The organism is Schumannella luteola, assembly GCF_013408685.1.
In the GTDB taxonomy this organism is placed as follows: Bacteria; Actinomycetota; Actinomycetes; order Actinomycetales; family Microbacteriaceae; genus Schumannella; species Schumannella luteola.
In genome coordinates this window covers 2,942,837-2,965,322 of sequence record NZ_JACBZY010000001.1, presented here as the reverse complement: position 1 = coordinate 2,965,322, position 22,486 = coordinate 2,942,837, and the positions used below count along the sequence as shown (strand labels likewise).

Below are 22,486 nucleotides of genomic sequence, written 5' to 3'. Positions count from 1 at the left end.
CGCTAGGGTCGCTCCGTGACCGTGCGCATCGAACCGAGCATCCTCTCCGCCGACTTCGTCAACATGGAGGCCGAGCTCGCGCGCATCGCCGACGCCGACTACGTGCACGTCGACGTCATGGACAACCACTTCGTGCCGAACCTGACCTTCGGCCCGCAGATGGTGCAGCGCATCCAGGCGGTGTCGCCGATCGGGCTCGACATCCACCTGATGATCGAGGATGTGGACCGCTGGGCCCCCGGCTACGCCGAGCTGGGCGCGTTCTCGGTCACCTTCCACGCCGAGGCGACCGACGAGCCGGTGAAGCTCGCGCGTCGTCTGCGCGAGATCGGCTCCCGAGCCGGGCTCGCGCTCAAACCGGGCACGGCGGTGGAGCCCTACCTCGAACTGCTGCCCGAGTTCGACCAGGTCCTCGTCATGACGGTCGAGCCGGGCTTCGGCGGGCAGTCGTTCATGGCCGACCAGATGGCCAAGGTCGCCGCGGTGCGCGCCGCGGCCGACGCGGCCGGCTCCGACGTCTGGCTGCAGGTCGACGGCGGCATCACGCTCGACACGATCGAGGTCGCCGCCGCCGCGGGCGCCGACACTTTCGTCGCCGGCTCGAGCGTCTACGGCGCCCCGCACGCGGGTGAGGCGATCGCCGGGCTGCGCGCCGCGGCCGCCGCCCACGCGCACTGACGCTGTCGACGCGGGTCGAACCTGCTTGACTGGTCGCATGACTGACAAGACCAAGCCCGAGATCGACTTCATCGAGGGCCCGGCCCCGACCGAGCTCGTCATCACCGACCTCGAGGTCGGCACCGGAGCGGAGGCCGTCGCCGGCGGCCTCGTCGACGTGCACTACGTCGGCGTCGACTTCGAGTCGGGCGACGAGTTCGACTCGAGCTGGAACCGCGGCGAGTCGATCCAGTTCCCCCTCACCAACCTCATCCAGGGCTGGAAGGACGGCATCCCCGGCATGAAGGTCGGCGGTCGTCGCCAGCTCGTCGTGCCGCCGCACCTCGCCTACGGCCCCGCCGGCTCCGGTCACCGCCTGGGCGGGCGCACCCTGGTGTTCGTGATCGACCTGCTGGACGCGAAGTAAGCGCGTTCCCACTCCCTCGCGCGGCGCGGTGCTCCTCGGGGCCCGCGCCGCGCGCTCGTTCGCACCGGGCACCCTCCCGCGCCCGGTAGCCTGGATCCTCGTGAAGACGTTCGACACGCTGTTCGCCGAGCTCAGCGAGAAGGCCGCCGCCCGCCCCGAGGGGTCCGGCACGGTCGCGCAGCTCGACGCGGGAGTGCACGCCATCGGCAAGAAGATCGTCGAAGAGGCCGCCGAGGTCTGGATGGCCGCGGAGTTCCAGAGCGACGACGAGGCGGCGGAGGAGATCTCCCAGCTGCTGTACCACCTGCAGGTGATGATGCTCGCGAAGGGCCTCAGCCTGCAGGACGTCTACCGACATCTCTGATCAGTTCCCGCTCACCCTCCCCGTGAACCCTCTGATCGAAGAGAAAGAACCGATGCTGCGAATCGCCGTGCCCAACAAGGGCGCGCTCTCCGAGTCCTCCGTCGAGATGCTGCGCGAGGCGGGCTACGCCACGCGCCGCGACCCGAAGGAGCTCACCGTCTCCGACCCGCGCAACGGCGTGGAGTTCTTCTACCTCCGCCCGCGCGACATCGCCACCTACGTCGGCTCGGGCGCTCTGGATGTCGGCTTCACCGGCCGCGACCTGCTGCTCGACTCGCGCTCGAGCGCCGTCGAGGTCGAGGCGCTCGACTTCGGCGCCTCCACCTTCCGCTTCGCCGGGCCCGCCGGCGCCTTCCACGACGTGAGCCAGCTCGAGGGCCTGCGCATCGCGACCAGCTACGAGGGTCTCGTCAGCGACTTCCTCGGCCGCGACGGCCTCTCCGCCTCGATCGTGCGCCTCGACGGCGCCGTCGAGTCGGCGATCAAGCTCGGTGTCGCGGATGCGATCGCCGACGTGGTCGAGACCGGATCGACCCTGCGCAAGCAGGGCCTCGAGGTCTTCGGCCCGCCGATCCTCGAGTCGAGCGGCGTGCTCATCGCGGCGCGGCCCGAGGTGCCCGGCCTCGACACGCTGCGTCGTCGCATCCAGGGCGTCCTGGTCGCGCACCAGTACGTGCTCATGGACTACGACCTGCCGGCCGCTCTGGTCGACGCCGCCGTCGCGGTGACGCCCGGTCTCGAGTCGCCGACGGTGTCGCCCCTGCGCGACCGCGAGTGGGTCGCCGTGCGGGTGATGGTCCCGCGCCGCGAGACCAACGCGCTCATGGACGAGCTGTACGCGCTGGGTGCGCGCGCCATCCTGGTGACGCCCATCCACGCCGCGCGCATCTGAGGCGGGTCGCCATGTCGGTTCCGACCCGCGTCATCCCCTGTCTCGACGTGTCCGGCGGGCGCGTCGTCAAGGGCGTCAACTTCCTCGACCTGCGCGACGCCGGCGACCCGGTCGAGCTCGCCGCGCTCTACTACGCGCAGGGCGCCGACGAGATCACCTTCCTCGACGTCACGGCGACGGTGGATGAGCGCGCCACGACCTACGAGGTCGTCACCCGCACGGCCGAGCAGGTCTTCATCCCGCTGACCGTCGGCGGCGGCGTGCGCTCCACCGAGGACGTGGCCCGGCTGCAGGGCTGCGGCGCCGACAAGGTCGGCGTCAACAGCGCGGCGATCGCCCGGCCCGAGCTGCTCGGCGAGATCGCTGACCGCTTCGGCGCGCAGGCGCTCGTGCTGAGCCTCGACATCAAGCGCAGCGAGCGCACCCCGAGCGGCTTCGTCGTGACGACCCACGGCGGCCGCACCGAGACCGAGCTGGATGCGCTGGCCTGGGCCCGCGAGGCGATCGAGCGCGGCGCCGGCGAGCTGCTGGTCAACTCGATCGACGCCGACGGCACGAAGCAGGGCTTCGACCTGGAGCTCATCCGCGCGGTGCGCGAGCTGAGCAGCGTGCCGGTCATCGCGAGCGGCGGCGCCGGGAAGGCCGCGGACTTCGCTCCGGCGGTCGAGGCCGGCGCCGACGCGGTGCTCGCGGCGAGCGTGTTCCACAACCGCGAGCTGACGATCGGCGAGGTCAAGGCGGCGATGGCCGCGGAAGGGGTGGCGGTGCGATGAGCTGGACCACCGACAGCGCGAGCGATCAGACCCCGGAGGCCGTCGTCGCCCGGGTCAGCTGGAACCGCGACGGCCTGCTGCCCGCGATCATCCAGGACGACACCGACGGCGCCGTGCTCATGCTCGGCTACATGGACGACGAGGCGCTGCGCCGCACCCTCACCGAGGGCCGGGTGACGTTCTGGTCGCGCTCGCGCCAGGAGTACTGGCGCAAGGGCGACACCTCCGGCCACCGCCAGTACGTGAAGACGGCGGCGCTCGACTGCGACGGGGATACGCTCCTGGTGCGGGTCGAGCAGCTCGGCCCGGCCTGCCACACGGGCGCGCGGGCCTGCTTCGACGTGGATCCGCTCGAGCCCGTGGTCGGCTCCTCGGCCGACGACGCCGAGTTCCCCGACGACACGACGGCGGATGCCGACCAGCAGACTTCGAACGACACCGCGGGAGAGAGCACCGAATGACCTCGACGTCGCGCACCGACTTCGACGCCGCCCTCGACGCCGGGCACCGCATCGTGCCCGTGCTGCGCGAGCTCTTCGCCGACGGCGAGACGCCCGTCGGGGTCTACCGCAAGCTCGCCGCCGGACGCCCGGGCACCTTCCTGCTCGAGTCGGCGGAGCAGGGCGGCATCTGGTCGCGCTACTCCTTCATCGGCGTCAGCTCCTTCGGCGTGCTGACCCAGACCGGCGACAGCACCTCGACCGACCCCGAGACCGGCGCCCGCGCGCACTGGATCGACACCGGCGTCTCGGCGGAGCGCGCCCTCGGCGCCGACGCCCCGACCGGTCCGCTCGCGGCGCTCGAGCACCTCTACCGCCGCTGGAGCACGCCGCGCGTGCCCGGGCATCCGCCCCTCACCGGCGGCCTGGTCGGCTTCATCGGCTGGGAGGCGATCCGTCAGATCGAGCGCCTGCCCGACGCGCCGCCCGCCGACTACGACATCCCGGGTCAGGCGCTCGGCCTCGTCGCCGAGCTCGTGGTGCTCGATCACCGCACCGGCACGGCGACGCTGATCGCCTCCGTCCTCAACGACGGCACGGACGCGCCGGACGCGCTCTGGTCGGACGCGCAGTCGCGCCTCGACGCGCTGCAGTCCGGCCTGGCGCAGCCGTCCGAGGCGTGGATCGGCGACGTCGACCTCAGCCTGCCGCCGCAGCCCGAGCCGCGCCAGGACGAGCAGGAGTACCGCGACGAGGTCGTGCGCTCGAAGGACTTCATCCGCGACGGCGACGTCTTCCAGGTCGTCATCTCGCAGCGCTTCGACGCCGAGCTCACCGCCGAGCCGCTCGACGTCTACCGGGTGCTGCGCACGCTCAACCCGAGCCCGTACATGTACCTGCTGAGCCTGGCGACGCCCGACGGCCGCCCCTACAGCGTGGTCGGCTCGAGCCCCGAGGCGCTCTTCAAGGTGCAGGAGAAGCGGGTGTACATGCACCCGATCGCCGGCTCGCGCCCCCGCGGCGCCACGCCCGAGCACGACCTCGACCTCGCCGAGGAGCTTCTCGCGGATCCGAAGGAGCGGGCCGAGCACCTCATGCTCGTCGACCTGGCCCGCAACGACCTCTCGAAGGTCAGCGTCGCCGGCACCGTCGAGGTGACCGAGTTCATGCAGGTCGAGCGCTTCAGCCACATCATGCATCTCGTCTCGAGCGTCGAGGGCGACCTGCGCGACACGGTCACGCCGATCGACGTCTTCCGGGCGACCTTCCCGGCCGGCACGCTCTCCGGTGCGCCGAAGCCGCGGGCCCTCGAGATCATCGACGAGCTCGAGCCCGCGCAGCGCGGCGTCTACGGGGGAGTGGTGGGCTACATCGACCTGGCCGGGGATGCGGACCTCGCGATCGCGATCCGCACCGCGACCCTCATCGACGGCCGCGCGCACGTGCAGGCGGGAGCCGGTCTGGTCGCCGACTCCGACCCGCAGACCGAGCTCGAGGAGTCGCGCAACAAGGCCGCGGCGCCGCTGCGTGCCGTCGCCGTCGCGAACGCGCTGCGGAGGCTGGGATGAGCGCGCCCGCCGAGCCCGAGAGCTCCGCGAAGCGCGGAGGCCGGCTCAAGGGCCTGAGCCTGCTCGCGCTGCTCGCTGGCAACGGCGTCGTGCTGCTGGCCTGGAGCCAGCAGTGGTACGTGCTGCACCTCGACGACCGCGCGATCCCGGCCTCCGGTCAGGTCGCTGCCGGCCCGCTGCTCGCGCTCGCCCTGACCGGCCTCGTGCTGGTCGCCGCGCTCGCCCTCGCCGGGGTGGCGTTCCGCATCATCCTCGGCGTGCTGCAGATCGCGCTCGGCGGCTGCATCACGCTGCAGGCCGCGCTGACGATCGGCGACCCGGCGCGGGCGTCGAGCTCGGTGCTGCGCGAGACGGCCGGCATCTCCGGTCAGCACGCCGCCGACCTCGTGGATCGCGTCGACGGCTCCGGATGGCCCGCGCTCGCGCTCGTCGCGGGGATCGTGGTCGCGCTGCTCGGCCTGCTGGTCGCCGTCACGGCGACGCGGTGGCCGGTGTCGTCGCGTCGCTACACCCGCACCCGTCTGGTGGCGCCCGACGGGCGCGACGCCGCGGAGGCCTTCGACGACACGGCGCCGGCCGTCGACGCGCCCGGATCCGGCGCTCGCGCCGCCGCCGACGCGCCCGGATCCTCCGTCGCCCCGCCGTCATCCCGCGACGCCGTCGCCGACTGGGACGCCCTGAGCGAGGGCGACGACCCCACCCGCTGATCGACGCGGGCGCACCCGCGATCGCCGCCGCGCCCCGCGTCCGTCCCGGCTGCGTCGGTCGGGCCGATAGACTGAACGAACACCCCCGAGAAGGAGTCACCTGTGTCGGAAGAGAACGACCCCGGCCACGGCAATTCGCCCGCGGCATGGACGGCCGTAGTGATCATGCTCATCGCCTTCGCGATCGGCACCGTCGCCTTCTTCCTGGACGTCGCGTGGGTCGTCTGGGCGAGCGCCGGACTCCTCGTGGTCGGCCTCATCGTCGGCGGCATCCTCAAGAAGGCCGGCTACGGCGTCGGGGGAGCCCGCTACGTTCCGAAGGCTCACGACTAAAGGTGCTCAGCGACCTGGTCTCCGGAGCCCTCGCGGATGCTGCGGAGCGCCGCAGCATCCGTCCGCTCGCCGAGGTGGAGGCGGCCGCTCTGGCCCGCCCCGCCGCCCTCGACGCCGTCGTGGCGCTCGAGCCGGCCGAGCGCGTCAAGATCATCGCCGAGGTGAAGCGCGCGAGCCCCTCGCGCGGCGCCCTGGCCGAGATCACCGATCCCGCCGCCCTCGCCGTCTCCTATGAGACCGGCGGAGCCAGCGCCATCTCGGTGCTCACCGAGCAGCGCCGCTTCCGCGGCTCGCTCGACGACCTCGAGGCCGTGCGCGCCGCCGTCGGCATCCCGGTGCTGCGCAAGGACTTCATCGCCGAGCCGTACCAGGTGTTCGAGGCCCGCGCCGCGGGCGCCGATCTCGTGCTGCTCATCGTCGCCGCGCTCGAGCAGTCGGTGCTCGCCGAGCTGCACGAGCTCATCCACTCGCTCGGCATGACCGCGCTCGTCGAGACGCACAGTGCCGACGAGGTCGAGTGGGCCCTCGAGCTCGGACCGAGCGTGCTCGGGGTCAACGCGCGCGACCTCAGCACCTTCGAGCTCGACCGCGACCTGTTCGGCCGTCTCGCCGACCGCATCCCGGCCGGCGTCGTGCGCGTCGCGGAGTCGGCCGTGCTGCGGCCCGCCGACGTCGCCCACTACCGCGACGCGGGAGCGGATGTCGTGCTGGTGGGCGAGGCGCTCGTCACGGGCGGCGACCCGATCCAGACCCTCGAGTCGTTCCTCAACGCCCAGTCGGATCCCGCCCAGGCGGAGACCTCGGGCGCTGACGCCGTGACGGGAGAGCGCGCATGACCGACCTCCGCGCGGTCGACGGACCGTTCTTCGGCGAATTCGGCGGGCGCTTCATGCCCGAGTCGCTCATCGCCGCGATCGACGAGCTGACCGAGGCCTACGAGGCCGCCAAGGTCGACCCGGTGTTCCAGGCCGAGCTCGCCGAGCTGCACCGCACCTACACGGGCCGGCCCTCGCTGCTGACCGAGGTGCCGCGCTTCGCCGAGCACGCGGGCGGCGCCCGCATCCTGCTCAAGCGCGAAGACCTCAACCACACCGGCTCGCACAAGATCAACAACGTGCTCGGCCAGGCCCTGCTCACGAAGCGCATCGGCAAGACGCGCGTGATCGCCGAGACCGGCGCCGGCCAGCACGGCGTCGCGACCGCGACCGCGGCGGCGCTCTTCGGCCTCGAGTGCACGATCTACATGGGCGAGGTCGACACGCAGCGCCAGGCGCTCAACGTGGCCCGCATGCGCCTGCTCGGCGCCGAGGTCGTGTCGGTCACCGCCGGCTCGCGCACACTCAAGGACGCCATCAACGAGGCGTATCGCGAGTGGGTAGCGAGCGTCGAGAGCACCAACTACATCTTCGGCACGGCGGCGGGTCCGCACCCGTTCCCGACGATGGTGCGCGACTTCCAGAAGATCATCGGCGAGGAGGCGCGCGAGCAGGTGCTCGAGCTGACCGGGGCGCTGCCCACGGCCGTGCTCGCCTGCGTCGGCGGCGGCTCCAACGCGATCGGCATCTTCCACGCCTTCCTCGACGACGCCGACGTGCGCCTGATCGGCTACGAGGCCGCGGGTGACGGCGTCGACACCGAGAAGCACGCCGCCGCGATCCAGCGCGGCCGCCCGGGCGTGCTGCACGGCGCCCGCAGCTACCTGCTGCAGGACGACGACGGCCAGACGCTCGAGTCGCACTCGATCTCCGCCGGCCTCGACTACCCGGGCGTCGGTCCTGAGCACTCCTGGCTCGCCGACATCGGCCGCGCCGAGTACCTGCCCGCGACCGACGTCGAGGCGATGGACGCACTGCGTCTGCTCAGTCGCACCGAGGGGATCATCCCCGCGATCGAGTCGGCTCACGCCCTCGCCGGCGCGCTGCGCCTCGGCCGGGAGCTCGGACCGGAGGCGACGCTGCTGGTGAACCTCTCCGGCCGCGGCGACAAGGACGTGCAGACGGCGGGCCGCTGGTTCGACCTGTTCGACGAGGGAGCGACCCAGGAATGACCGAGTCCCACGTCGGGCGCGTCATCGACGCCCGCAAGGCCGAGGGGCGCGGCGCGCTCATCAGCTACCTGCCGATCGGCTTCCCCGATCTCGACACCAGCGTGGATGCCGCGGTCGCCCTCGCCGAGAACGGCGTCGACATCCTCGAGCTCGGTCTGCCCTACTCCGACCCGGTCATGGACGGCCCCGCCATCCAGGCCGCGACGCAGCAGGCGCTCGCCAACGGCTTCCGGCTGAGCGACGCGTTCACGGCGGTCGAGCGCATCCGAGCCCGCGTCGACGTGCCGGTCGTGATCATGACCTACTGGAACCCGGTGCTGCAGTACGGTCCCACCCGCTTCGCCGACGACCTGAAGTCGGCCGGCGGCGCCGGGCTCATCACGCCCGACATCACGCCCGACTCGGCCGACGACTGGATCGCCGAGAGCGAGCGCACCGGGCTCGACCGCATCTTCCTGGCCGCGCCGTCGTCGAGTGACGCGCGCCTGAAGCAGATCGTCGCCGCGAGCCGCGGCTTCGTCTACACCGTCTCGACGATGGGCGTCACCGGCGCCCGCGCCGACGTGGATGCGGCCGCTCGCGGCCTCGTCACGCGACTGCGCGACGCCGGCGCCGACCGCGCCTGCGTCGGCATCGGCATCTCGACGGCCGAGCAGGTCGCCGAGGTGCTCGAGTACGCCGACGGCGCGATCGTCGGCTCCGCCCTCGTGTCGTCGCTCGCCGATGGGGGAGTCGCCGGGCTCGCCCGCACGGCCGCCGCCCTGTCCGGCCGCCGCTAGAGGCGGCAGTAGACTTCCCGAGTCCACCGATCGTCGTGCGCGCTCCCGCGCGCCGTCGTGACAGCTGAGGAGATCCACCCGTGGCCGTGCCCGCCAGCATCCCGAGCCCGCCGTCCGACTGGCAGATCATCCAGGTCGGTCAGTGGATCCACTCCTGGTTCCCGGCCTGGCCGGCCGCGTGGGGTCAGATCCACGTCTACGCGCTGTGCATCCTCGCCGGCATCATCGCCGCGATCCTCATGGCCAACCACCGCCTCAACCAGCGCGGCGCCGAGCGGTGGGTCATCCTCGACATCGCCATCTGGACGGTCGCGCTCGGCATCATCGTGGCGCGGTTCTACCACGTGTTCACCCACCCGGGCGACTACTTCGGCCCCGGCAAGAACACCTGGAACATCACCCAGCCCGGGTCGATCTGGGCGGTCTGGGAGGGCGGCAACGCCTACTACGGCGCCCTGCTCGGCGGCGCCCTCGGCGCCTACATCGGCAGCCGCTTCACCGGTCTGCGCTTCACCGCGATCGTCGACGCCATCGCGCCGGGCATGCTCGCCGCGCAGGCGCTCGGCCGTCTCGGCAACTGGTTCAACCACGAGCTCTTCGGCCTGCCCACGCCCGACGGCGCCTGGTGGGGTCTGCAGATCGAGCAGAGCAACGCCGCCTGGCCGGAGGGTCTGCCCGCCGGCACCCTGTTCCAGCCCACGTTCCTCTACGAGATCATCTGGAACGTCATCGGCATCATCGTGATCTACGGTCTGCGCAAGAAGCTCGACCTGCAGTGGGGCAAGGTGCTCGCCGTCTACCTGATCTGGCAGGGCATCGGCCGCAGCTTCTTCGAGTCGATCCGCGTCGATCCGAGCGAGTACTACTTCGGCATCCGCGCGAACGTGTGGGCCGCGGTCGGCGCGATCGTGATCGGACTGGTCATCCTCGTCGTGCAGACGCGTCGTCACCCGGGCGCCGAGCCGAGCCCGTACCTGCCGGGTCGCGAGTGGACGCCGACGAGTGCCGTAGACTCCGGCGAGACCTACTCCGACTCCGATGACGACGAGACGGTCGTCGATGAGGAATCCGACGAGGCCGCCACAAGCGGAGCGAAGGTCGCCTCCTGATTCTCGGCACCACCACGCCGAGGCCGGCCTCACCAGCCGGCGTTCCGAGCCGCACTCCGGGCTCACCCTCTGTTCCTGTGGGCCAGCGACGTCCCATCCCGGTTTCATCATGAGGACGGTTCCCATGGCTGTCTCCAGCTCTTCCGCCGTGCCCAGCCCGTATCGGGCGTTCAGCACCACTCCGCCCGCTCAGGGCCTCTACCGCCCGGACGCCGAGAAGGATGCGTGCGGTCTCGCGATGGTCGCCACGCTCCGCGGCACCGCGGGGCACGACATCATCGACGGCGCCCTCGACGCGCTGCGTCACCTCGAGCACCGCGGCGCCATCGGCTCCGATGCGGGCACGGGCGACGGCGCCGGCATCATCACGCAGGTCCCCGACGACTTCTTCCGCGCGGTCGTCGAGGCCGAGCTTCCCGCCGCCGGCGAGTACGCCGTCGGCATGGCCTTCCTGCCGGTCGACGACGACGAGCGCGCGGCGCTCAAGTCGGCCATCGAGCGCATCCTCGACGAGGAGGGCCTCGCCCTCATCACCTGGCGCGACGTGCCGGTGAACCTCGACGAGCTCGGCAAGCTGGCCCGCGAGGCCGCGCCGGTGTTCGAGCAGCTGTTCGTGCGCGCGAGCGGCGCCGGAGCCGAGGGCCGCGCGATCGCCGGCATCGCGCTCGACCGCCTCACCTTCCGCGCCCGCAAGCGCGCCGAGCGCGAGCACGGCGCCTATCTGCCGTCGCTCTCCAGCCGCACCGTGGTCTACAAGGGCATGGTCACGACGTTGCAGCTCGAGCCGTTCTACCCCGACCTCAGCGACGAGCGCTTCACCTCGCGCCTCGCGCTGGTGCACTCGCGCTACTCGACGAACACCTTCCCGTCGTGGCCGCTCGCTCAGCCGTTCCGCATGATCGCGCACAACGGCGAGATCAACACGGTGCAGGGCAACCGCAACTGGATGCGCGCGCGCCAGAGCCAGCTCGAGAGCGAGCTGCTCGGCGACCTGCGCCCGGTGCTGCCGATCGTCACGCCCGGTGCGAGCGACTCGGCCTCCTTCGACGAGGTCGTCGAGCTGCTGACCCTGAGCGGTCGCAGCCTGCCGCACGCGGTCATGATGATGGTGCCGGAGGCCTGGGAGAACCAGACCGACATCGACGAGCGCAAGAAGGACTTCTACGAGTTCCACTCCATGCTCATGGAGCCCTGGGACGGCCCGGCCGCGCTCGTCTTCACCGACGGCTCGCTCGTCGGCGCGACGCTCGACCGCAACGGTCTGCGCCCCGGCCGCTTCGTCGTGACCGACGACGGCCTGGTCGTGCTCGCCAGCGAGATCGGCGTGCTCGACTTCCCCGCCGAGAAGATCGTGCGCAAGGGCCGCCTGCGCCCCGGCAAGATGTTCCTCGTCGACACGGTCGAGGGCCGCATCGTCGAGGACGACGAGCTCAAGGCGTCCGTCGCCGAGCAGGAGCCGTGGGGCGAGTGGCTCGACGAGGGCCGCATCCACCTCAAGGACCTGCCCGAGCGCGAGCACATCCTGCACACCCCGGCGTCGGTCAGCCGCCGTCAGCGCACCTTCGGCTACACGGAGGAGGAGGTGCGCATCCTCATCTCGCCGATGGCGAAGAACGGGGCGGAGCCCCTCGGCGCGATGGGATCGGACACCCCGATCGCGGTGCTCAGCGACCGCCCGCGCCTGCTGTTCGACTACTTCACGCAGGCCTTCGCGCAGGTGACGAACCCGCCGCTCGACTCGATCCGCGAAGAGGTCGTGACCTCGATGTCGCTCGGCCTCGGACCCGAGCGCAACCTGCTGGATGCGGGCCCCGAGCACGCGCGCCAGATCATCCTCGACTTCCCGGTCATCGACAACGACGAGCTCGCCAAGGTGCAGCACTTCGAGACGAAGTCGGGCCGCAAGCCCACCGCGGTGATCCGCGGCCTCTACGAGGCGGGCAAGGGCGAGAAGGGTCTGCGCAAGCGCCTCGAGGCGATGTGCCAGGAGGCCGACGAGGCCATCGCGAACGGCGCGCACTTCCTCGTGCTCAGCGACCGCGACTCGAACAGCGAGCTCGCGCCCATCCCGTCGCTGCTCATGCTCTCGGCGGTGCACCACCACCTCATCCGCCAGGAGACCCGCATGAAGGTCGGCCTCGTGGTCGAGGCGGGCGACGTGCGCGAGGTGCACCACATCGCGCTGCTCATCGGCTACGGCGCCTCGGCGATCAACCCGTACCTGGCGATGGAGACCGCCGAGCAGCTCGTGCGCTCCGGCATGCTCACCGGCATCTCGAGCGAGAAGGCCGTCAAGAACCTGATCAAGGCGCTCGGCAAGGGCGTGCTCAAGATCATGTCGAAGATGGGCATCTCGGTCGTCTCCAGCTACGCCGGCGCCCAGGCCTTCGAGGCCGTGGGACTCAGCCAGCAGCTCATCGACGACTACTTCACCGGCACCACGACGCTGCTCGGCGGCGTCGGCCTCGACGTGATCGCGACCGAGAACGGCGCGCGCCACTCGGCCGCCTACCCCGAGGACGGCGCGATCCTCGCGCACGAGCGCCTCGAGACCGGCGGCGAGTACCAGTGGCGCCGCGAGGGGCCGCCGCACCTGTTCAACCCCGAGACCGTGTTCCGCCTGCAGCACTCGACGCGCACCAAGCGCTACGACATCTACCGGCAGTACACGAAGCAGGTGGATGAGCAGGCCGAGAAGCTGCAGACCCTGCGCGGCCTGTTCCGCCTGCGCGAGGGCGTGCGCCCGGCGGTGCCGCTCGACGAGGTCGAGTCGGCGTCGTCGATCATCTCCCGCTTCAACACGGGCGCGATGAGCTACGGCTCGATCTCGAAGGAGGCGCACGAGACGCTCGCGATCGCGATGAACCGTCTCGGCGGCCGCTCCAACACGGGCGAGGGCGGTGAGGACGTCGAGCGCCTGCTCGACCCCGAGCGCCGCAGCCGCATCAAGCAGGTCGCCTCGGGCCGCTTCGGCGTCACGAGCATGTACCTCAGCCACGCCACCGACATCCAGCTCAAGATGGCGCAGGGTGCGAAGCCCGGCGAGGGCGGCCAGCTGCCCCCGCAGAAGGTGTACCCCTGGGTCGCCCGCACCCGCGGCGGCACCCCCGGCGTCGGCCTCATCTCGCCGCCGCCGCACCACGACATCTACTCGATCGAAGACCTCAAGCAGCTGATCTTCGACGTCAAGCGCGCCAACCCCTCGGCGCGCGTGCACGTCAAGCTCGTCTCGCAGTCGGGCATCGGCGCGGTCGCCGCGGGCGTGACGAAGGCCCTGGCCGACGTCGTGCTGGTCTCCGGCCACGACGGAGGCACCGGCGCGAGCCCGCTGAACTCGCTCAAGCACGCGGGAACGCCCTGGGAGATCGGCCTCGCCGAGACCCAGCAGACCCTCATGCTGAACGGGATGCGCGATCGCGTCATCGTGCAGGTCGACGGTCAGATGAAGACCGGCCGCGACGTCATCGTCGCCGCGCTGCTCGGCGCCGAGGAGTACGGCTTCGCGACGGCTCCGCTCGTCGTGTCGGGCTGCATCCTCATGCGCGTCTGTCACCTCGACACCTGCCCGGTGGGCGTCGCGACGCAGAACCCCGAGCTGCGCGCCCGCTTCACGGGCAAGCCGGAGTTCGTCGAGACCTTCTTCGAGTTCCTGGCGCAGGAGGTGCGCGAGTACCTCGCCGCCCTCGGCTTCCGCACGATCGACGAGGCGATCGGCCACGCCGAGCTGCTCGACGTCGACCGGGCCATCGACCACTGGAAGGCCGACGGTCTCGACCTCAGCCCGATCCTCGTGGGCCCCGACTTCGACGACGACGAGCCCCGCGCGAACCGTCGCGAGCAGGACCACGAGCTCGAGAAGCACTTCGACCAGGAGCTGATCCGCCGCGCGCAGAGCGCGCTGCAGCACGGCCAGCCGGTCGAGATCGAGCTGCCGGTGGCCAACACCGAGCGCGCCGTCGGCACCATGCTCGGCCACGAGGTCACGATGCGCCACGGCGAGCACGGGCTGCCCGCCGACACGATCACGGTGAAGCTGCACGGCTCCGCCGGTCAGTCGCTGGGCGCCTTCCTGCCCTCCGGCATCACACTGCGCCTCGAGGGCGACAGCAACGACTACGTCGGCAAGGGCCTGTGCGGCGGCCAGATCTCCGTGCGCCCGCCGCAGGGCGCCGGTTTCGACGCCGAGCACAACGTGATCGCCGGCAACGTGATCGGCTACGGCGCGACGCAGGGATCGATGTTCCTGCGCGGCTGGGTCGGCGAGCGCTTCCTGGTGCGCAACTCGGGCGCCACGGCGGTCGTCGAGGGCGTGGGCGACCACGCGCTCGAGTACATGACCGGCGGACTCGCGGTCATCCTCGGCGGCACCGGACGCAACCTCGGCGCGGGCATGTCGGGCGGCACCGCCTACATCCACCAGCTGCAGCGCGAGCGCGTCAACCTCGACTCGCTCGTCTCGGGCGAGCTCGAGCTGCTGCCGCTCGACAGCGCCGACGCGGAGATCCTCACCGATCTCCTGCAGCGGCACGTGGCCGAGACCGGCTCGACGCTCGCGCAGCGCATGCTCGACGACCTCGAGCAGACGCTGGCCGACTTCGTGAAGGTGCTGCCGCGCGACTACGCGGCCGTGCTCAAGACCCGCCAGGAGGCCGTCGACAACGGGATCGACCCCGACGGCGACGCCACCTGGAAGCGGATCCTGGAGGTGACGGGCGGATGACGCGCATCTTCGCTCCGATCCCCGTCCGCACCGAACTTCTGGAGGCCTCCGATGGCTGACCCCAAGGGCTTTCTGACCACCCGCGAGCGGGAGACCCCCGCCCGCCGACCCGTCGCGCTGCGGCTCATGGACTGGAAGGAGGTCTACGAGCAGGGCGACCTGACGCAGACCCGCCGCCAGGCCGGACGCTGCATGGACTGCGGCGTGCCGTTCTGCCACCACGGCTGCCCGCTCGGCAACCTCATCCCCGAGTGGAACGACCTCATGTGGCGCGGCGAGGGCCGCCAGGCGATCGAGCGCCTGCACGCCACGAACAACTTCCCCGAGTTCACCGGCCGTCTGTGCCCGGCTCCGTGCGAGTCGAGCTGCGTGCTCGGCATCAACCAGCCGGCCGTCACGATCAAGCAGGTCGAGGTCTCGATCATCGACCAGGCCTTCTCGAACGGATGGGTGCAGCCGCACCCGCCGGAGCGCCTCACCGGCAAGACGGTCGCCGTCGTCGGCTCGGGCCCCGCGGGTCTCGCCGCCGCCCAGCAGCTCACCCGCGCCGGCCACACGGTCGCGGTGTACGAGCGCGACGACCGCATCGGCGGACTGCTGCGCTACGGCATCCCCGACTTCAAGATGGAGAAGAAGCAGATCGAGGCGCGCCTCAATCAGATGCAGGCCGAGGGCACCCGCTTCCGCGCCGGAGTCGAGATCGGCAAGGACATCTCCTGGGCCGATCTCAAGTCGCGCTACGACGCCGTCGTGGTCGCGACCGGCGCCACCGTGCCGCGCGATCTGCCGATCCCGGGCCGCGACCTGCTCGGCGTCGAGTACGCCATGGACTACCTGGTGCAGCAGAACAAGGTCGTCGCCGGCGACGTCGTCTCCGAGCAGCTGACCGCCGAGGGCAAGCACGTCGTCGTCATCGGCGGCGGCGACACCGGCGCCGACTGCATCGGCACCGCACACCGCCAGGGCGCGCTCAGCGTGACCAACCTGGCGATCGGCTACCAGCCGCCGACCGAGCGTCCGGACCACCAGCCCTGGCCGACCACGCCGACGCTGTTCGAGATCGCCAGCGCCCACGAGGAGGGCGGCGAGCGCAAGTACCTCGCCTCCACCGTCGAGTTCCTCGGCAACGAGGCCGGCGAGGTGCGTGCACTCCGCGTCGCCGAGACCGAGTACATCGACGGCCGCCGCGTGCCCAAGTCGGGCACCGAGCACGAGATCCCCGCCGACCTCGTGCTGGTCGCCATGGGCTTCACCGGCGCCGAGTCGGAGGCCCTCGACGGCCAGCTCCGCCTTCCCTTCGACGAGCGCGGCAACGTCGCGCGCGACGAGGACTACCAGACCAGCGAAGCGGGCGTCTTCGTGGCCGGCGACGCCGGTCGCGGCCAGTCGCTCATCGTCTGGGCGATCGCCGAGGGGCGCGCCGCCGCATCCGCGGTCGACCGCTACCTGGAGGGAGAGACGCAGCTCCCGTTCCCGGTGCGGCCTTCCGACCGTGCTATCACGGTCTGAGGCTTCCCGCCCCGGGCCTCCTGCGCCATCTACCACCACCACCACCGTTAGGAAATGATGAGACGAGCGAAGATCGTCGCGACCCTCGGGCCCGCGACCTCGAGCTACGAGAACATCCGCGCCATCATCGAGGCGGGCGTCGACGTCGCCCGCATGAACCTCAGCCACGGAAGCTACGCCGTGCACGAGGAGGTCTACGCGAACGTGCGCAAGGCCGCCGAGGATGTGCAGAAGCCGGTCGCCGTGCTGGTCGACCTGCAGGGCCCCAAGATCCGTCTCGGCAAGTTCGCCGACGGGCCGCACCAGCTGGCCGAGGGTGACATCTTCACGATCACCACGGAGGACGTCGAGGGCACCAAGGAGCTCGTCGGCACCACCTTCAAGGGCCTCCCGCAGGACGTGAAGGCGGGCGACTTCCTGCTGATCGACGACGGCAAGGTGCGCGTGCGCGTGCTCGACACCGACGGCGTGCGCGTGCGCACCGAGGTCGTCGTGGCCGGCGCCGTGTCGAACAACAAGGGCATCAACCTGCCCGGCGTCGCGGTCAACGTGCCCGCCCTGAGCGAGAAGGACGAGGCGGACCTGCGCTGGGGCCTCAAGCTCGGCGCCGACCTCATCGCGCTGTCGTTCGTGCGCAACGCCGCCGACGTCACCCGCGTGCACGAGATCATGGCCGAGGAGGGGCGCCGCGTGCCCGTCATCGCCAAGGTCGAGAAGCCGCAGGCGGTGGATGCGCTCGAGGAGATCGTCGACGCCTTCGACGCGATCATGGTCGCCCGCGGCGACCTCGGCGTCGAGCTGCCGCTCGAGGCCGTGCCGATCGTGCAGAAGCGCGCCGTCGAGCTGTCGCGCCGCATGGCCAAGCCGGTCATCGTCGCCACGCAGATGCTCGAGTCGATGATCTCGAGCCCGGTGCCGACCCGCGCCGAGACCTCCGACGTCGCCAACGCGGTGCTCGACGGCGCCGATGCGGTCATGCTCTCGGGCGAGACCAGCGTGGGCGAGTACCCGGCGATCACGGTCGCGACCATGGCGCGCATCGTCGCGTCGACCGAGGACCACGGTCTCGACCGCATCCCGCCGCTCGGCACCAAGCCGCGCACGCAGGGCGGTGCGATCACCCTCGCCGCCGCCGAGGTGGCCGAGTTCGTCGAGGCGAAGTACGTCTGCGTCTTCACCGAGGGCGGCGACTCCGCGCGCCGCATGTCGCGTCTGCGCTTCGGCATCCCGATGAAGGCGTTCACGCCCGACGAGGCGATCCGCCGCCGCATGTCGCTCACCTGGGGCATCGAGTCGTTCCTGGTCGACCGCGTCGGGCACACGGATGCGATGTACCACCAGGTCGACGAGATCCTGCTCGCGAACGGCCTGGCCGAGCGCGGCGACAAGGTCGTCGTGATCTCCGGTTCCCCTCCCGGGATCTCGGGCGGCACGAACGACCTGCGCGTGCACGTCATCGGCACCGCCGTCGACGGCGAGGCGCCGGTCTGGCAGCAGGACGCGGGCGTGGCGCCGGCCGTCTGAGCCGACGCACGCCGCGGTCCGCACCGCGTCACGGAGGGCGGGATCCTGAGGGGTCCCGCCCTCCGGCGTTCCCACGGCAGGTCACTCGAGCGCCCCGAGTCTGAGCGTCGGGTCGGAAGCCCCTGTCGTGCGGGGTGCGGCGGTCGTACTCTGGCGGCGACAGCACGAGACGACGGGAGGATCCCGATGACCGAGCGCATCAACGACGAGGAGCTTCAGGGGGAGTACCCCGACTCCGACATCCCCAACGACCCGGCCGTGGTGCCGGACGCGTCGTTCGGCGAGTACACGGACGCCGACATCCCCGGCGAGGACGGGCGCCACCGCGGCGGCGTGCGCCCCGGCGAGTTCACGGATGCCGACATCCCCGGCGAGGAGAAGCACGCCGGCACCGAGGAGGAGCACCCGGGACATTTCACCGACGCGGACCACGGCGAGCACTGACCTCGACCTCGGTCGGGCGCGATCGCCCGGCCGACGCAGGCTCAGGTGATCGAGCGGCTCAGTCCTCGCGGCTGGGCCGCTGCGCTGCGGTGCCGCTCGACTCGCTGGCGCCGCGCGCATCCTCGGGCCCATCGACCGGATCGGGCGCCGTCGCCTCCGGCGCGTGCAGGCTGCCCAGCAGGGCGAGCTTCTGCGCGCTCGGCGAGCCCGGCTCGGGGTGGTAGATCACGAGCAGCTGGCCGTCGGCGTCGCCGATCGTGAGCTTCTCGCGCCGGAACGCGAACTCGCCGACCTCCGGGTGATCCACGACCGAGGCGCTGCCGACGACCTCGCGCACGTCGTGGCGCGCCCAGAGACGCCGGAAGGTCTCGCTGGTCAGCGACAGCTCGCCGACGAGCTCGCGCACGGCCGGATCGTCGATCCACGGCCCGATCGAGGCGCGGAAGGTCGCGACCATCCCCGCGACGGCGCGCTCCCGCTCGCGGTGCATCTCGTACTCGCGCGGGTCGAGCAGCATCGACCGCAGCCGGTTCTCGCCCTCGACGATCGCGGGTGACACCGCCGTCGCGAGTCGGTTCGCAGCGAGCACCGTGAAGGCGCGGTCCTCGACGAAAGCCGGCAGGTTCAACGTGCCGAGCAGCTGCAGGATGCCGGGCGGCACGGTCGCGCGGCGCTGGCGCGATCGCGGGGCGGAGCGCTCGGCGACGAGTCCGTGCAGGTAGGCGGTCGCGGCCGCGTCGAGGCACAGCACGCGGGCGAGCGCCTCCAGCACCTGACCGGAGGGGTTGCGATCACGGCCCTGCTCGAGGCGCAGGTAGTAGTCGGCGCTGATGCCGGCGAGCGTCGCGACCTCCTCGCGACGCAGCCCGGGGGTGCGGCGCACACCGCCGCCGGGCAGCCCCACGTCAGTCGGGTCGACCAGTCCGCGGCGCGCCCGCAGGTAGTCGCCCAGCTCGTTGTCGTCGCTCACCCGGTCAGGCTACGCGCGCCGGGGCCCCGCATCCTGGCCCCCTCGGCCCCAGGCAGACGTGACGCGCACCGACGGGCCGCTAGCGTCGACGGATGCCCGCCTGGTCGTTCCGCCCCGCCTCCGGCGCCGATGTCGAGTGGATGCTCGACCTCAAGACCCGCGTGATGCAGCCGCAGCTCGCTCGTCTCGACCGGTGGTCGCCCGAGCGGTCGCGCGAGCGCTTTCTCGCGGCGTTCCGGCCGGAGGTCACCCGCGTCATCGTGGTCGACGGCGCGGATGCGGGGCTCATCGCGGTGCGTCCGGCCGACGACGGCATCTGGATCGAGCACTTCTACCTCGATCCGGCACTGCAGGGCCGGGGCATCGGGGGAGCGGTGCTCGCTCACGTGCTCGTCTCCGACGCGCATCTCGAGCTGCCGTTCCGGCTCGACGTGCTGCAGGGCAGTCCGGCGCGCCGCCTCTACGACCGCCACGGCTTCGTGTTCGAGCGCGAGGACGAGGTCGACGTCTGGATGCTGCGACCCGCTGGCGCGGTCGTCGGCGACTGAGCCGCCGGCGCCGTGCGCGGGCGGGCGGCGGCGGTCGGGTATCGTTCCAATGCCGCGTCTCGACGCGAGCGCCGGATTGGCGGAATTGGCAGACGCGGGGCACTCAAAATGCTCTGTCCGTGAGGGCTTAAGGGTTCGAGTCCCTTATCCGGCACCTCGAGAATCGCTGAAAACGCGGCCGAGAACGCGAAGATGCGGTGCACCCCGGCAGGGAGCGCCCGGATCTTCACCTGGATGGTCCGCCCGGGTGCAGTTCTACCTGCCGCCGGCCCGGGGACGCGAAAACGCCCCGCCGGCGTGATGCTCGCGGGGCGATTCGATGCAGAGAGCGCTACTGCTTCTTGCGGATGATCTCGACGACGACGACGACGCCGTCGACCGAGTGGGGGACGTGGATCGGCTTCAGGCGGCCGGTCTTGAGATCTACTGTGCTGCCAGGCTTGGGCGTCGTCGCAATCTTCTCGATCTTGCCGTGACGCTCCGTGATCCGCTTAGTCATCTTCTCGGCGACCGAGCGGGCGGCGGCGATGGTGACGTCGGTGTCCTTCTTCTCAGGCATCGTCCTCACCTTCCCGGGCGTCCGGTTCGTTGGGGCTGTTGCGCCTGATGATAGCTGTGGAGATCGCGTACCCGATGCGTTCGTCGTCTTCTGACAGCCACGGCATGTCGGAGCGGGCGTCCATGCTGACCATTCCCATCTCGCGTTCCGAGGGGTCGTCGCTGAGGGCCTTTTCGATGGTGAACGACCAGCGGGTCCACCATTGTTTCCGCTTCGCAAGCTCGTTGGTTCGTCGGCGGGAGGCGGCGCCGTCGATGATCGTCGCGATCGTCGAGGTGACAGCTACAACGCCGGCGACGACCGCCGCGATGAAGGTCGCCAGCGCGCCGGGCGGCCAGGTGCTCAGGTCCACTGCGCTCCTCGGGCTCGGGGCCCTCTGGTCTTGAGGGGTGTTCGGGTTGCCTGCAGTCCTACCGGACGCCGCCGACGCTCCGTGCCGGGAACGCAGAAACGTCCCGCCGACGGGAGGCCAGCGGGGTGTTTCGGTTCGGGGGGGCGATTGGAATCGCTCCGATGGCCTTGCGGGCGAGGCGAGATCGCCTCTTCTCGTTGACCTCGGCTTTCTGTACCGTGCCGGTTCGGTCGAATCGTCAACGACGTGCGGCTTCTGGCCGCAGGGTATTAGTCAGAGTTTTTCTCGTCCTCCAAAGTGCGGACTGCGGGGGTAGAGGAGTCTGTCTAGCGTTGTTGACGTTCACTCATCCAACAGGAGACAGCGCATGGCTACACGACTGATGCACAACGGAGTGCGCGCGGCGGGGGTGGTCCTGGCATCGGCGATCCTCGTCGCCGGGGCGAGCACCGCGGCGTTCGCGGCACCTGACGAGACCGAGCTGCTCGCCGCACAGGCGGACGCCGCTGCCAGCAGTGTCGGCGCGGCTCCTGCCACGGCGGCTCCCGACGGCGAAGTCACGGTCACGACGCCCGCGTCCGCCGCCGGCGACCTCGTGCTCAGCGCCACCGATGGGCCGACGATCTCCGTCGGCCTTCCCACTGACGCGCCGGTCGCCAGCTCCGCCAGCGATGGGGCGACCGTCTACGCCGGCACGGGCGCGGCGGTTGACGTCGCGATCCACCCCGTGGCAGACGGGGCGCGAGTCGCGACGATCATCAGCGAGCAGTCGCAGCCGACCGAGTACGCATACTCGCTGCCCGACGACGTGGCCCCCAGGCTCCTGGCCGACGGCAGTGTCGAGCTTGTCCGCACGGCGGACGCGGTCGACCCGGAGACGGGCCATCGGGCGGCCATCTCCGTAGTCATTGGCACTGCGGACGCCGCCTGGGCCATCGACTCGAACGGGAAGGACGTTCCGACCCGATACGTCGTCCGCGACAACAACCTGGTCCAGATCGTCGACCATCGGGCCTCCGGCATCGCCTACCCCGTCGTCGCCGACCCGACCTACCACGTCATCACCTATGGCTTCCAGATCCTCGTGAAGTGGAACCGTGCCGAGACCGCAGCCATCGCCAGCAACGGATTCACTCCGGCAGCAATCACCGCCGTGTGCATCGCGGCTGGTAGTGCAGTCGGTGGCCCGGCTGGTGCTGCTGCCTTCGGTGCCGCGTGCCTCGCCGTCAGCGGTACCGGTTCTTACACCGCCGCGGTCGCGCAGAACTCGAAGCCCAAGCGTTGCCTCCAGCTCACCCTGACCTACACTCATGTGAGCTATCCGTTCCCGTTCTGGGACACCTACGGAGGGTCCTCATGCCGATGAACTCAACGGTTCCCGACACCGTCGCGGGTCGTATCCGCTACTACTTCACCCCGTGGTGGAGGACCGTCTGGTTCATCGGGAGCATCGTGTGGTGCATCGCCGCGACCGTCATCTTCAACGTGAACCACTACGAACCGAGCTGGCTCGGTCCGGCGTCGGTGGTGCCGATCCTCGCGTTCGTGCTGGTGATGTTCATCCCGCACAAGATGCCCCAGTCGCGCCAGCGCCGAGACTGAATCGAAGAAGCGCCGTACCCCAGGCCGGGGTGCGGCGCTTCTTCCATGATCGCCGTGACCTGTCAGGCAGCGGAGGTGGCCGGTCGGTGCAGGGTGCGGCGCTTGCGGCCGGGGGTAGCGAGGCCACGTTGTGTGTCCATGAACGCATTACGCCCAGCGAAC

General features: G+C 71.0%; 23 protein-coding genes and 1 tRNA gene. 21 read left to right on the top strand and 3 right to left on the bottom strand.

Going from position 1 to position 22,486, the window contains the following annotated elements:
* The first annotated feature begins 15 nt into the window (after positions 1-15).
* The 17 genes from rpe to BJ979_RS13400 all read left to right on the top strand — a co-directional run bounded on the left by rpe (position 16) and on the right by BJ979_RS13400 (position 18,293).
* Positions 16-678, top strand: coding sequence for a ribulose-phosphate 3-epimerase (gene rpe / locus BJ979_RS13480; RefSeq protein ID WP_179568632.1), 663 nt, complete (start codon positions 16-18; stop codon positions 676-678).
* 37 nt (positions 679-715) lie between these two features.
* Positions 716-1,084 carry an FKBP-type peptidyl-prolyl cis-trans isomerase gene (locus tag BJ979_RS13475; protein WP_179568630.1) on the top strand — a complete coding sequence of 123 codons (369 nt, stop codon included), beginning with the start codon at positions 716-718 and terminating at the stop codon, positions 1,082-1,084.
* Between the two features lie 100 nt (positions 1,085-1,184).
* Positions 1,185-1,448 (top strand): phosphoribosyl-ATP diphosphatase, encoded by a 264-nt coding sequence (locus BJ979_RS13470; protein WP_179568628.1) that lies wholly within the window; start codon positions 1,185-1,187, stop codon positions 1,446-1,448.
* Positions 1,449-1,500: 52 nt separating this feature from the next.
* Positions 1,501-2,340 carry an ATP phosphoribosyltransferase gene (hisG, locus tag BJ979_RS13465; RefSeq protein ID WP_179568626.1) on the top strand — a complete coding sequence of 280 codons (840 nt, stop codon included), beginning with the start codon at positions 1,501-1,503 and terminating at the stop codon, positions 2,338-2,340.
* Positions 2,341-2,351: 11 nt separating this feature from the next.
* The gene (hisF, locus tag BJ979_RS13460; RefSeq protein ID WP_179568624.1) at positions 2,352-3,113 is read left to right on the top strand and encodes an imidazole glycerol phosphate synthase subunit HisF; all 762 of its coding nucleotides are present in this window, start codon (positions 2,352-2,354) and stop codon (positions 3,111-3,113) included.
* Entirely contained in the window at positions 3,110-3,574 is a 465-nt protein-coding gene (gene hisI, locus BJ979_RS13455; RefSeq protein ID WP_179568622.1) for a phosphoribosyl-AMP cyclohydrolase, read from the top strand. The genes hisF and hisI overlap by 4 nt, the downstream gene beginning before the upstream one ends.
* Positions 3,571-5,121 carry an anthranilate synthase component I gene (locus tag BJ979_RS13450; protein WP_179568620.1) on the top strand — a complete coding sequence of 517 codons (1,551 nt, stop codon included), beginning with the start codon at positions 3,571-3,573 and terminating at the stop codon, positions 5,119-5,121. Before hisI ends, BJ979_RS13450 begins: the two co-directional genes overlap by 4 nt.
* The gene (locus tag BJ979_RS13445; RefSeq protein WP_179568618.1) at positions 5,118-5,828 is read left to right on the top strand and encodes a Trp biosynthesis-associated membrane protein; all 711 of its coding nucleotides are present in this window, start codon (positions 5,118-5,120) and stop codon (positions 5,826-5,828) included. Before BJ979_RS13450 ends, BJ979_RS13445 begins: the two co-directional genes overlap by 4 nt.
* Positions 5,829-5,930: 102 nt before the next feature.
* On the top strand, positions 5,931-6,161 hold the full coding sequence (locus BJ979_RS13440; protein WP_141163664.1) for a DUF6704 family protein: 231 nt from the start codon (positions 5,931-5,933) through the stop codon (positions 6,159-6,161).
* Between the two features lie 2 nt (positions 6,162-6,163).
* Entirely contained in the window at positions 6,164-6,997 is an 834-nt protein-coding gene (gene trpC, locus BJ979_RS13435) for an indole-3-glycerol phosphate synthase TrpC (protein ID WP_179568616.1), read from the top strand.
* Positions 6,994-8,208 (top strand): tryptophan synthase subunit beta, encoded by a 1,215-nt coding sequence (gene trpB, locus BJ979_RS13430; protein WP_179568614.1) that lies wholly within the window; start codon positions 6,994-6,996, stop codon positions 8,206-8,208. The genes trpC and trpB overlap by 4 nt, the downstream gene beginning before the upstream one ends.
* Positions 8,205-8,987, top strand: coding sequence for a tryptophan synthase subunit alpha (gene trpA / locus BJ979_RS13425; protein WP_179568612.1), 783 nt, complete (start codon positions 8,205-8,207; stop codon positions 8,985-8,987). The genes trpB and trpA overlap by 4 nt, the downstream gene beginning before the upstream one ends.
* An 80-nt stretch (positions 8,988-9,067) precedes the next feature.
* Entirely contained in the window at positions 9,068-10,096 is a 1,029-nt protein-coding gene (lgt, locus tag BJ979_RS13420; RefSeq protein ID WP_425502485.1) for a prolipoprotein diacylglyceryl transferase, read from the top strand.
* A 124-nt stretch (positions 10,097-10,220) separates the two neighbouring features.
* Complete coding sequence (gene gltB, locus BJ979_RS13415; RefSeq protein WP_179568610.1) at positions 10,221-14,816, top strand: glutamate synthase large subunit; 4,596 nt, start codon at positions 10,221-10,223, stop codon at positions 14,814-14,816.
* A gap of 51 nt (positions 14,817-14,867) precedes the next feature.
* A complete protein-coding gene (locus BJ979_RS13410; protein WP_179568608.1) occupies positions 14,868-16,325 on the top strand; it encodes a glutamate synthase subunit beta in 1,458 nt (485 codons plus the stop codon).
* Positions 16,326-16,382: 57 nt separating this feature from the next.
* The gene (gene pyk / locus BJ979_RS13405; RefSeq protein ID WP_179570345.1) at positions 16,383-17,849 is read left to right on the top strand and encodes a pyruvate kinase; all 1,467 of its coding nucleotides are present in this window, start codon (positions 16,383-16,385) and stop codon (positions 17,847-17,849) included.
* Positions 17,850-18,035: 186 nt separating this feature from the next.
* A complete protein-coding gene (locus tag BJ979_RS13400) occupies positions 18,036-18,293 on the top strand; it encodes a hypothetical protein (RefSeq protein ID WP_179568606.1) in 258 nt (85 codons plus the stop codon).
* A gap of 58 nt (positions 18,294-18,351) precedes the next feature.
* On the opposite strand, the gene BJ979_RS13395 is transcribed toward BJ979_RS13400, so the two are convergent.
* Positions 18,352-19,263 carry a helix-turn-helix transcriptional regulator gene (locus BJ979_RS13395; protein WP_179568604.1) on the bottom strand — a complete coding sequence of 304 codons (912 nt, stop codon included), beginning with the start codon at positions 19,261-19,263 and terminating at the stop codon, positions 18,352-18,354.
* 92 nt (positions 19,264-19,355) lie between these two features.
* Between BJ979_RS13395 and BJ979_RS13390 the strand changes: the two genes are divergently transcribed.
* Both BJ979_RS13390 and BJ979_RS13385 read left to right on the top strand, forming a co-directional pair.
* Positions 19,356-19,811, top strand: coding sequence for a GNAT family N-acetyltransferase (locus BJ979_RS13390; RefSeq protein ID WP_179568602.1), 456 nt, complete (start codon positions 19,356-19,358; stop codon positions 19,809-19,811).
* A gap of 70 nt (positions 19,812-19,881) precedes the next feature.
* Positions 19,882-19,965: transfer RNA gene (locus BJ979_RS13385), tRNA-Leu, on the top strand.
* A gap of 177 nt (positions 19,966-20,142) precedes the next feature.
* On the opposite strand, the gene BJ979_RS13380 is transcribed toward BJ979_RS13385, so the two are convergent.
* Positions 20,143-20,370 carry a hypothetical protein gene (locus tag BJ979_RS13380; RefSeq protein WP_179568600.1) on the bottom strand — a complete coding sequence of 76 codons (228 nt, stop codon included), beginning with the start codon at positions 20,368-20,370 and terminating at the stop codon, positions 20,143-20,145.
* A complete protein-coding gene (locus BJ979_RS13375) occupies positions 20,363-20,722 on the bottom strand; it encodes a hypothetical protein (protein WP_179568598.1) in 360 nt (119 codons plus the stop codon). Before BJ979_RS13375 ends, BJ979_RS13380 begins: the two co-directional genes overlap by 8 nt.
* Before the next feature lie 367 nt (positions 20,723-21,089).
* Between BJ979_RS13375 and BJ979_RS13370 the strand changes: the two genes are divergently transcribed.
* Both BJ979_RS13370 and BJ979_RS13365 read left to right on the top strand, forming a co-directional pair.
* Positions 21,090-22,088, top strand: coding sequence for a hypothetical protein (locus BJ979_RS13370; protein WP_179568596.1), 999 nt, complete (start codon positions 21,090-21,092; stop codon positions 22,086-22,088).
* Positions 22,079-22,324, top strand: coding sequence for a hypothetical protein (locus tag BJ979_RS13365; RefSeq protein WP_179568592.1), 246 nt, complete (start codon positions 22,079-22,081; stop codon positions 22,322-22,324). Before BJ979_RS13370 ends, BJ979_RS13365 begins: the two co-directional genes overlap by 10 nt.
* Positions 22,325-22,486 lie beyond the last annotated feature (162 nt).

What these genes read in the sequence shown, in the direction of transcription:
- BJ979_RS13475 (WP_179568630.1), top strand. Translation starts at nt 716, where the DNA reads ATGACTGACAAGACCAAGCCCGAGATCGACTTCATCGAGGGCCCGGCC.
- hisG (WP_179568626.1), top strand. Translation starts at nt 1,501, where the DNA reads ATGCTGCGAATCGCCGTGCCCAACAAGGGCGCGCTCTCCGAGTCCTCC.
- hisF (WP_179568624.1), top strand. Translation starts at nt 2,352, where the DNA reads ATGTCGGTTCCGACCCGCGTCATCCCCTGTCTCGACGTGTCCGGCGGG.
- hisI (WP_179568622.1), top strand. Translation starts at nt 3,110, where the DNA reads ATGAGCTGGACCACCGACAGCGCGAGCGATCAGACCCCGGAGGCCGTC.
- BJ979_RS13450 (WP_179568620.1), top strand. Translation starts at nt 3,571, where the DNA reads ATGACCTCGACGTCGCGCACCGACTTCGACGCCGCCCTCGACGCCGGG.
- BJ979_RS13445 (WP_179568618.1), top strand. Translation starts at nt 5,118, where the DNA reads ATGAGCGCGCCCGCCGAGCCCGAGAGCTCCGCGAAGCGCGGAGGCCGG.
- trpB (WP_179568614.1), top strand. Translation starts at nt 6,994, where the DNA reads ATGACCGACCTCCGCGCGGTCGACGGACCGTTCTTCGGCGAATTCGGC.
- trpA (WP_179568612.1), top strand. Translation starts at nt 8,205, where the DNA reads ATGACCGAGTCCCACGTCGGGCGCGTCATCGACGCCCGCAAGGCCGAG.
- gltB (WP_179568610.1), top strand. Translation starts at nt 10,221, where the DNA reads ATGGCTGTCTCCAGCTCTTCCGCCGTGCCCAGCCCGTATCGGGCGTTC.
- BJ979_RS13410 (WP_179568608.1), top strand. Translation starts at nt 14,868, where the DNA reads ATGGCTGACCCCAAGGGCTTTCTGACCACCCGCGAGCGGGAGACCCCC.
- pyk (WP_179570345.1), top strand. Translation starts at nt 16,383, where the DNA reads ATGAGACGAGCGAAGATCGTCGCGACCCTCGGGCCCGCGACCTCGAGC.
- BJ979_RS13400 (WP_179568606.1), top strand. Translation starts at nt 18,036, where the DNA reads ATGACCGAGCGCATCAACGACGAGGAGCTTCAGGGGGAGTACCCCGAC.
- BJ979_RS13390 (WP_179568602.1), top strand. Translation starts at nt 19,356, where the DNA reads ATGCCCGCCTGGTCGTTCCGCCCCGCCTCCGGCGCCGATGTCGAGTGG.
- BJ979_RS13380 (WP_179568600.1), bottom strand. Translation starts at nt 20,370, where the DNA reads ATGCCTGAGAAGAAGGACACCGACGTCACCATCGCCGCCGCCCGCTCG.
- BJ979_RS13370 (WP_179568596.1), top strand. Translation starts at nt 21,090, where the DNA reads ATGGCTACACGACTGATGCACAACGGAGTGCGCGCGGCGGGGGTGGTC.
- BJ979_RS13365 (WP_179568592.1), top strand. Translation starts at nt 22,079, where the DNA reads ATGCCGATGAACTCAACGGTTCCCGACACCGTCGCGGGTCGTATCCGC.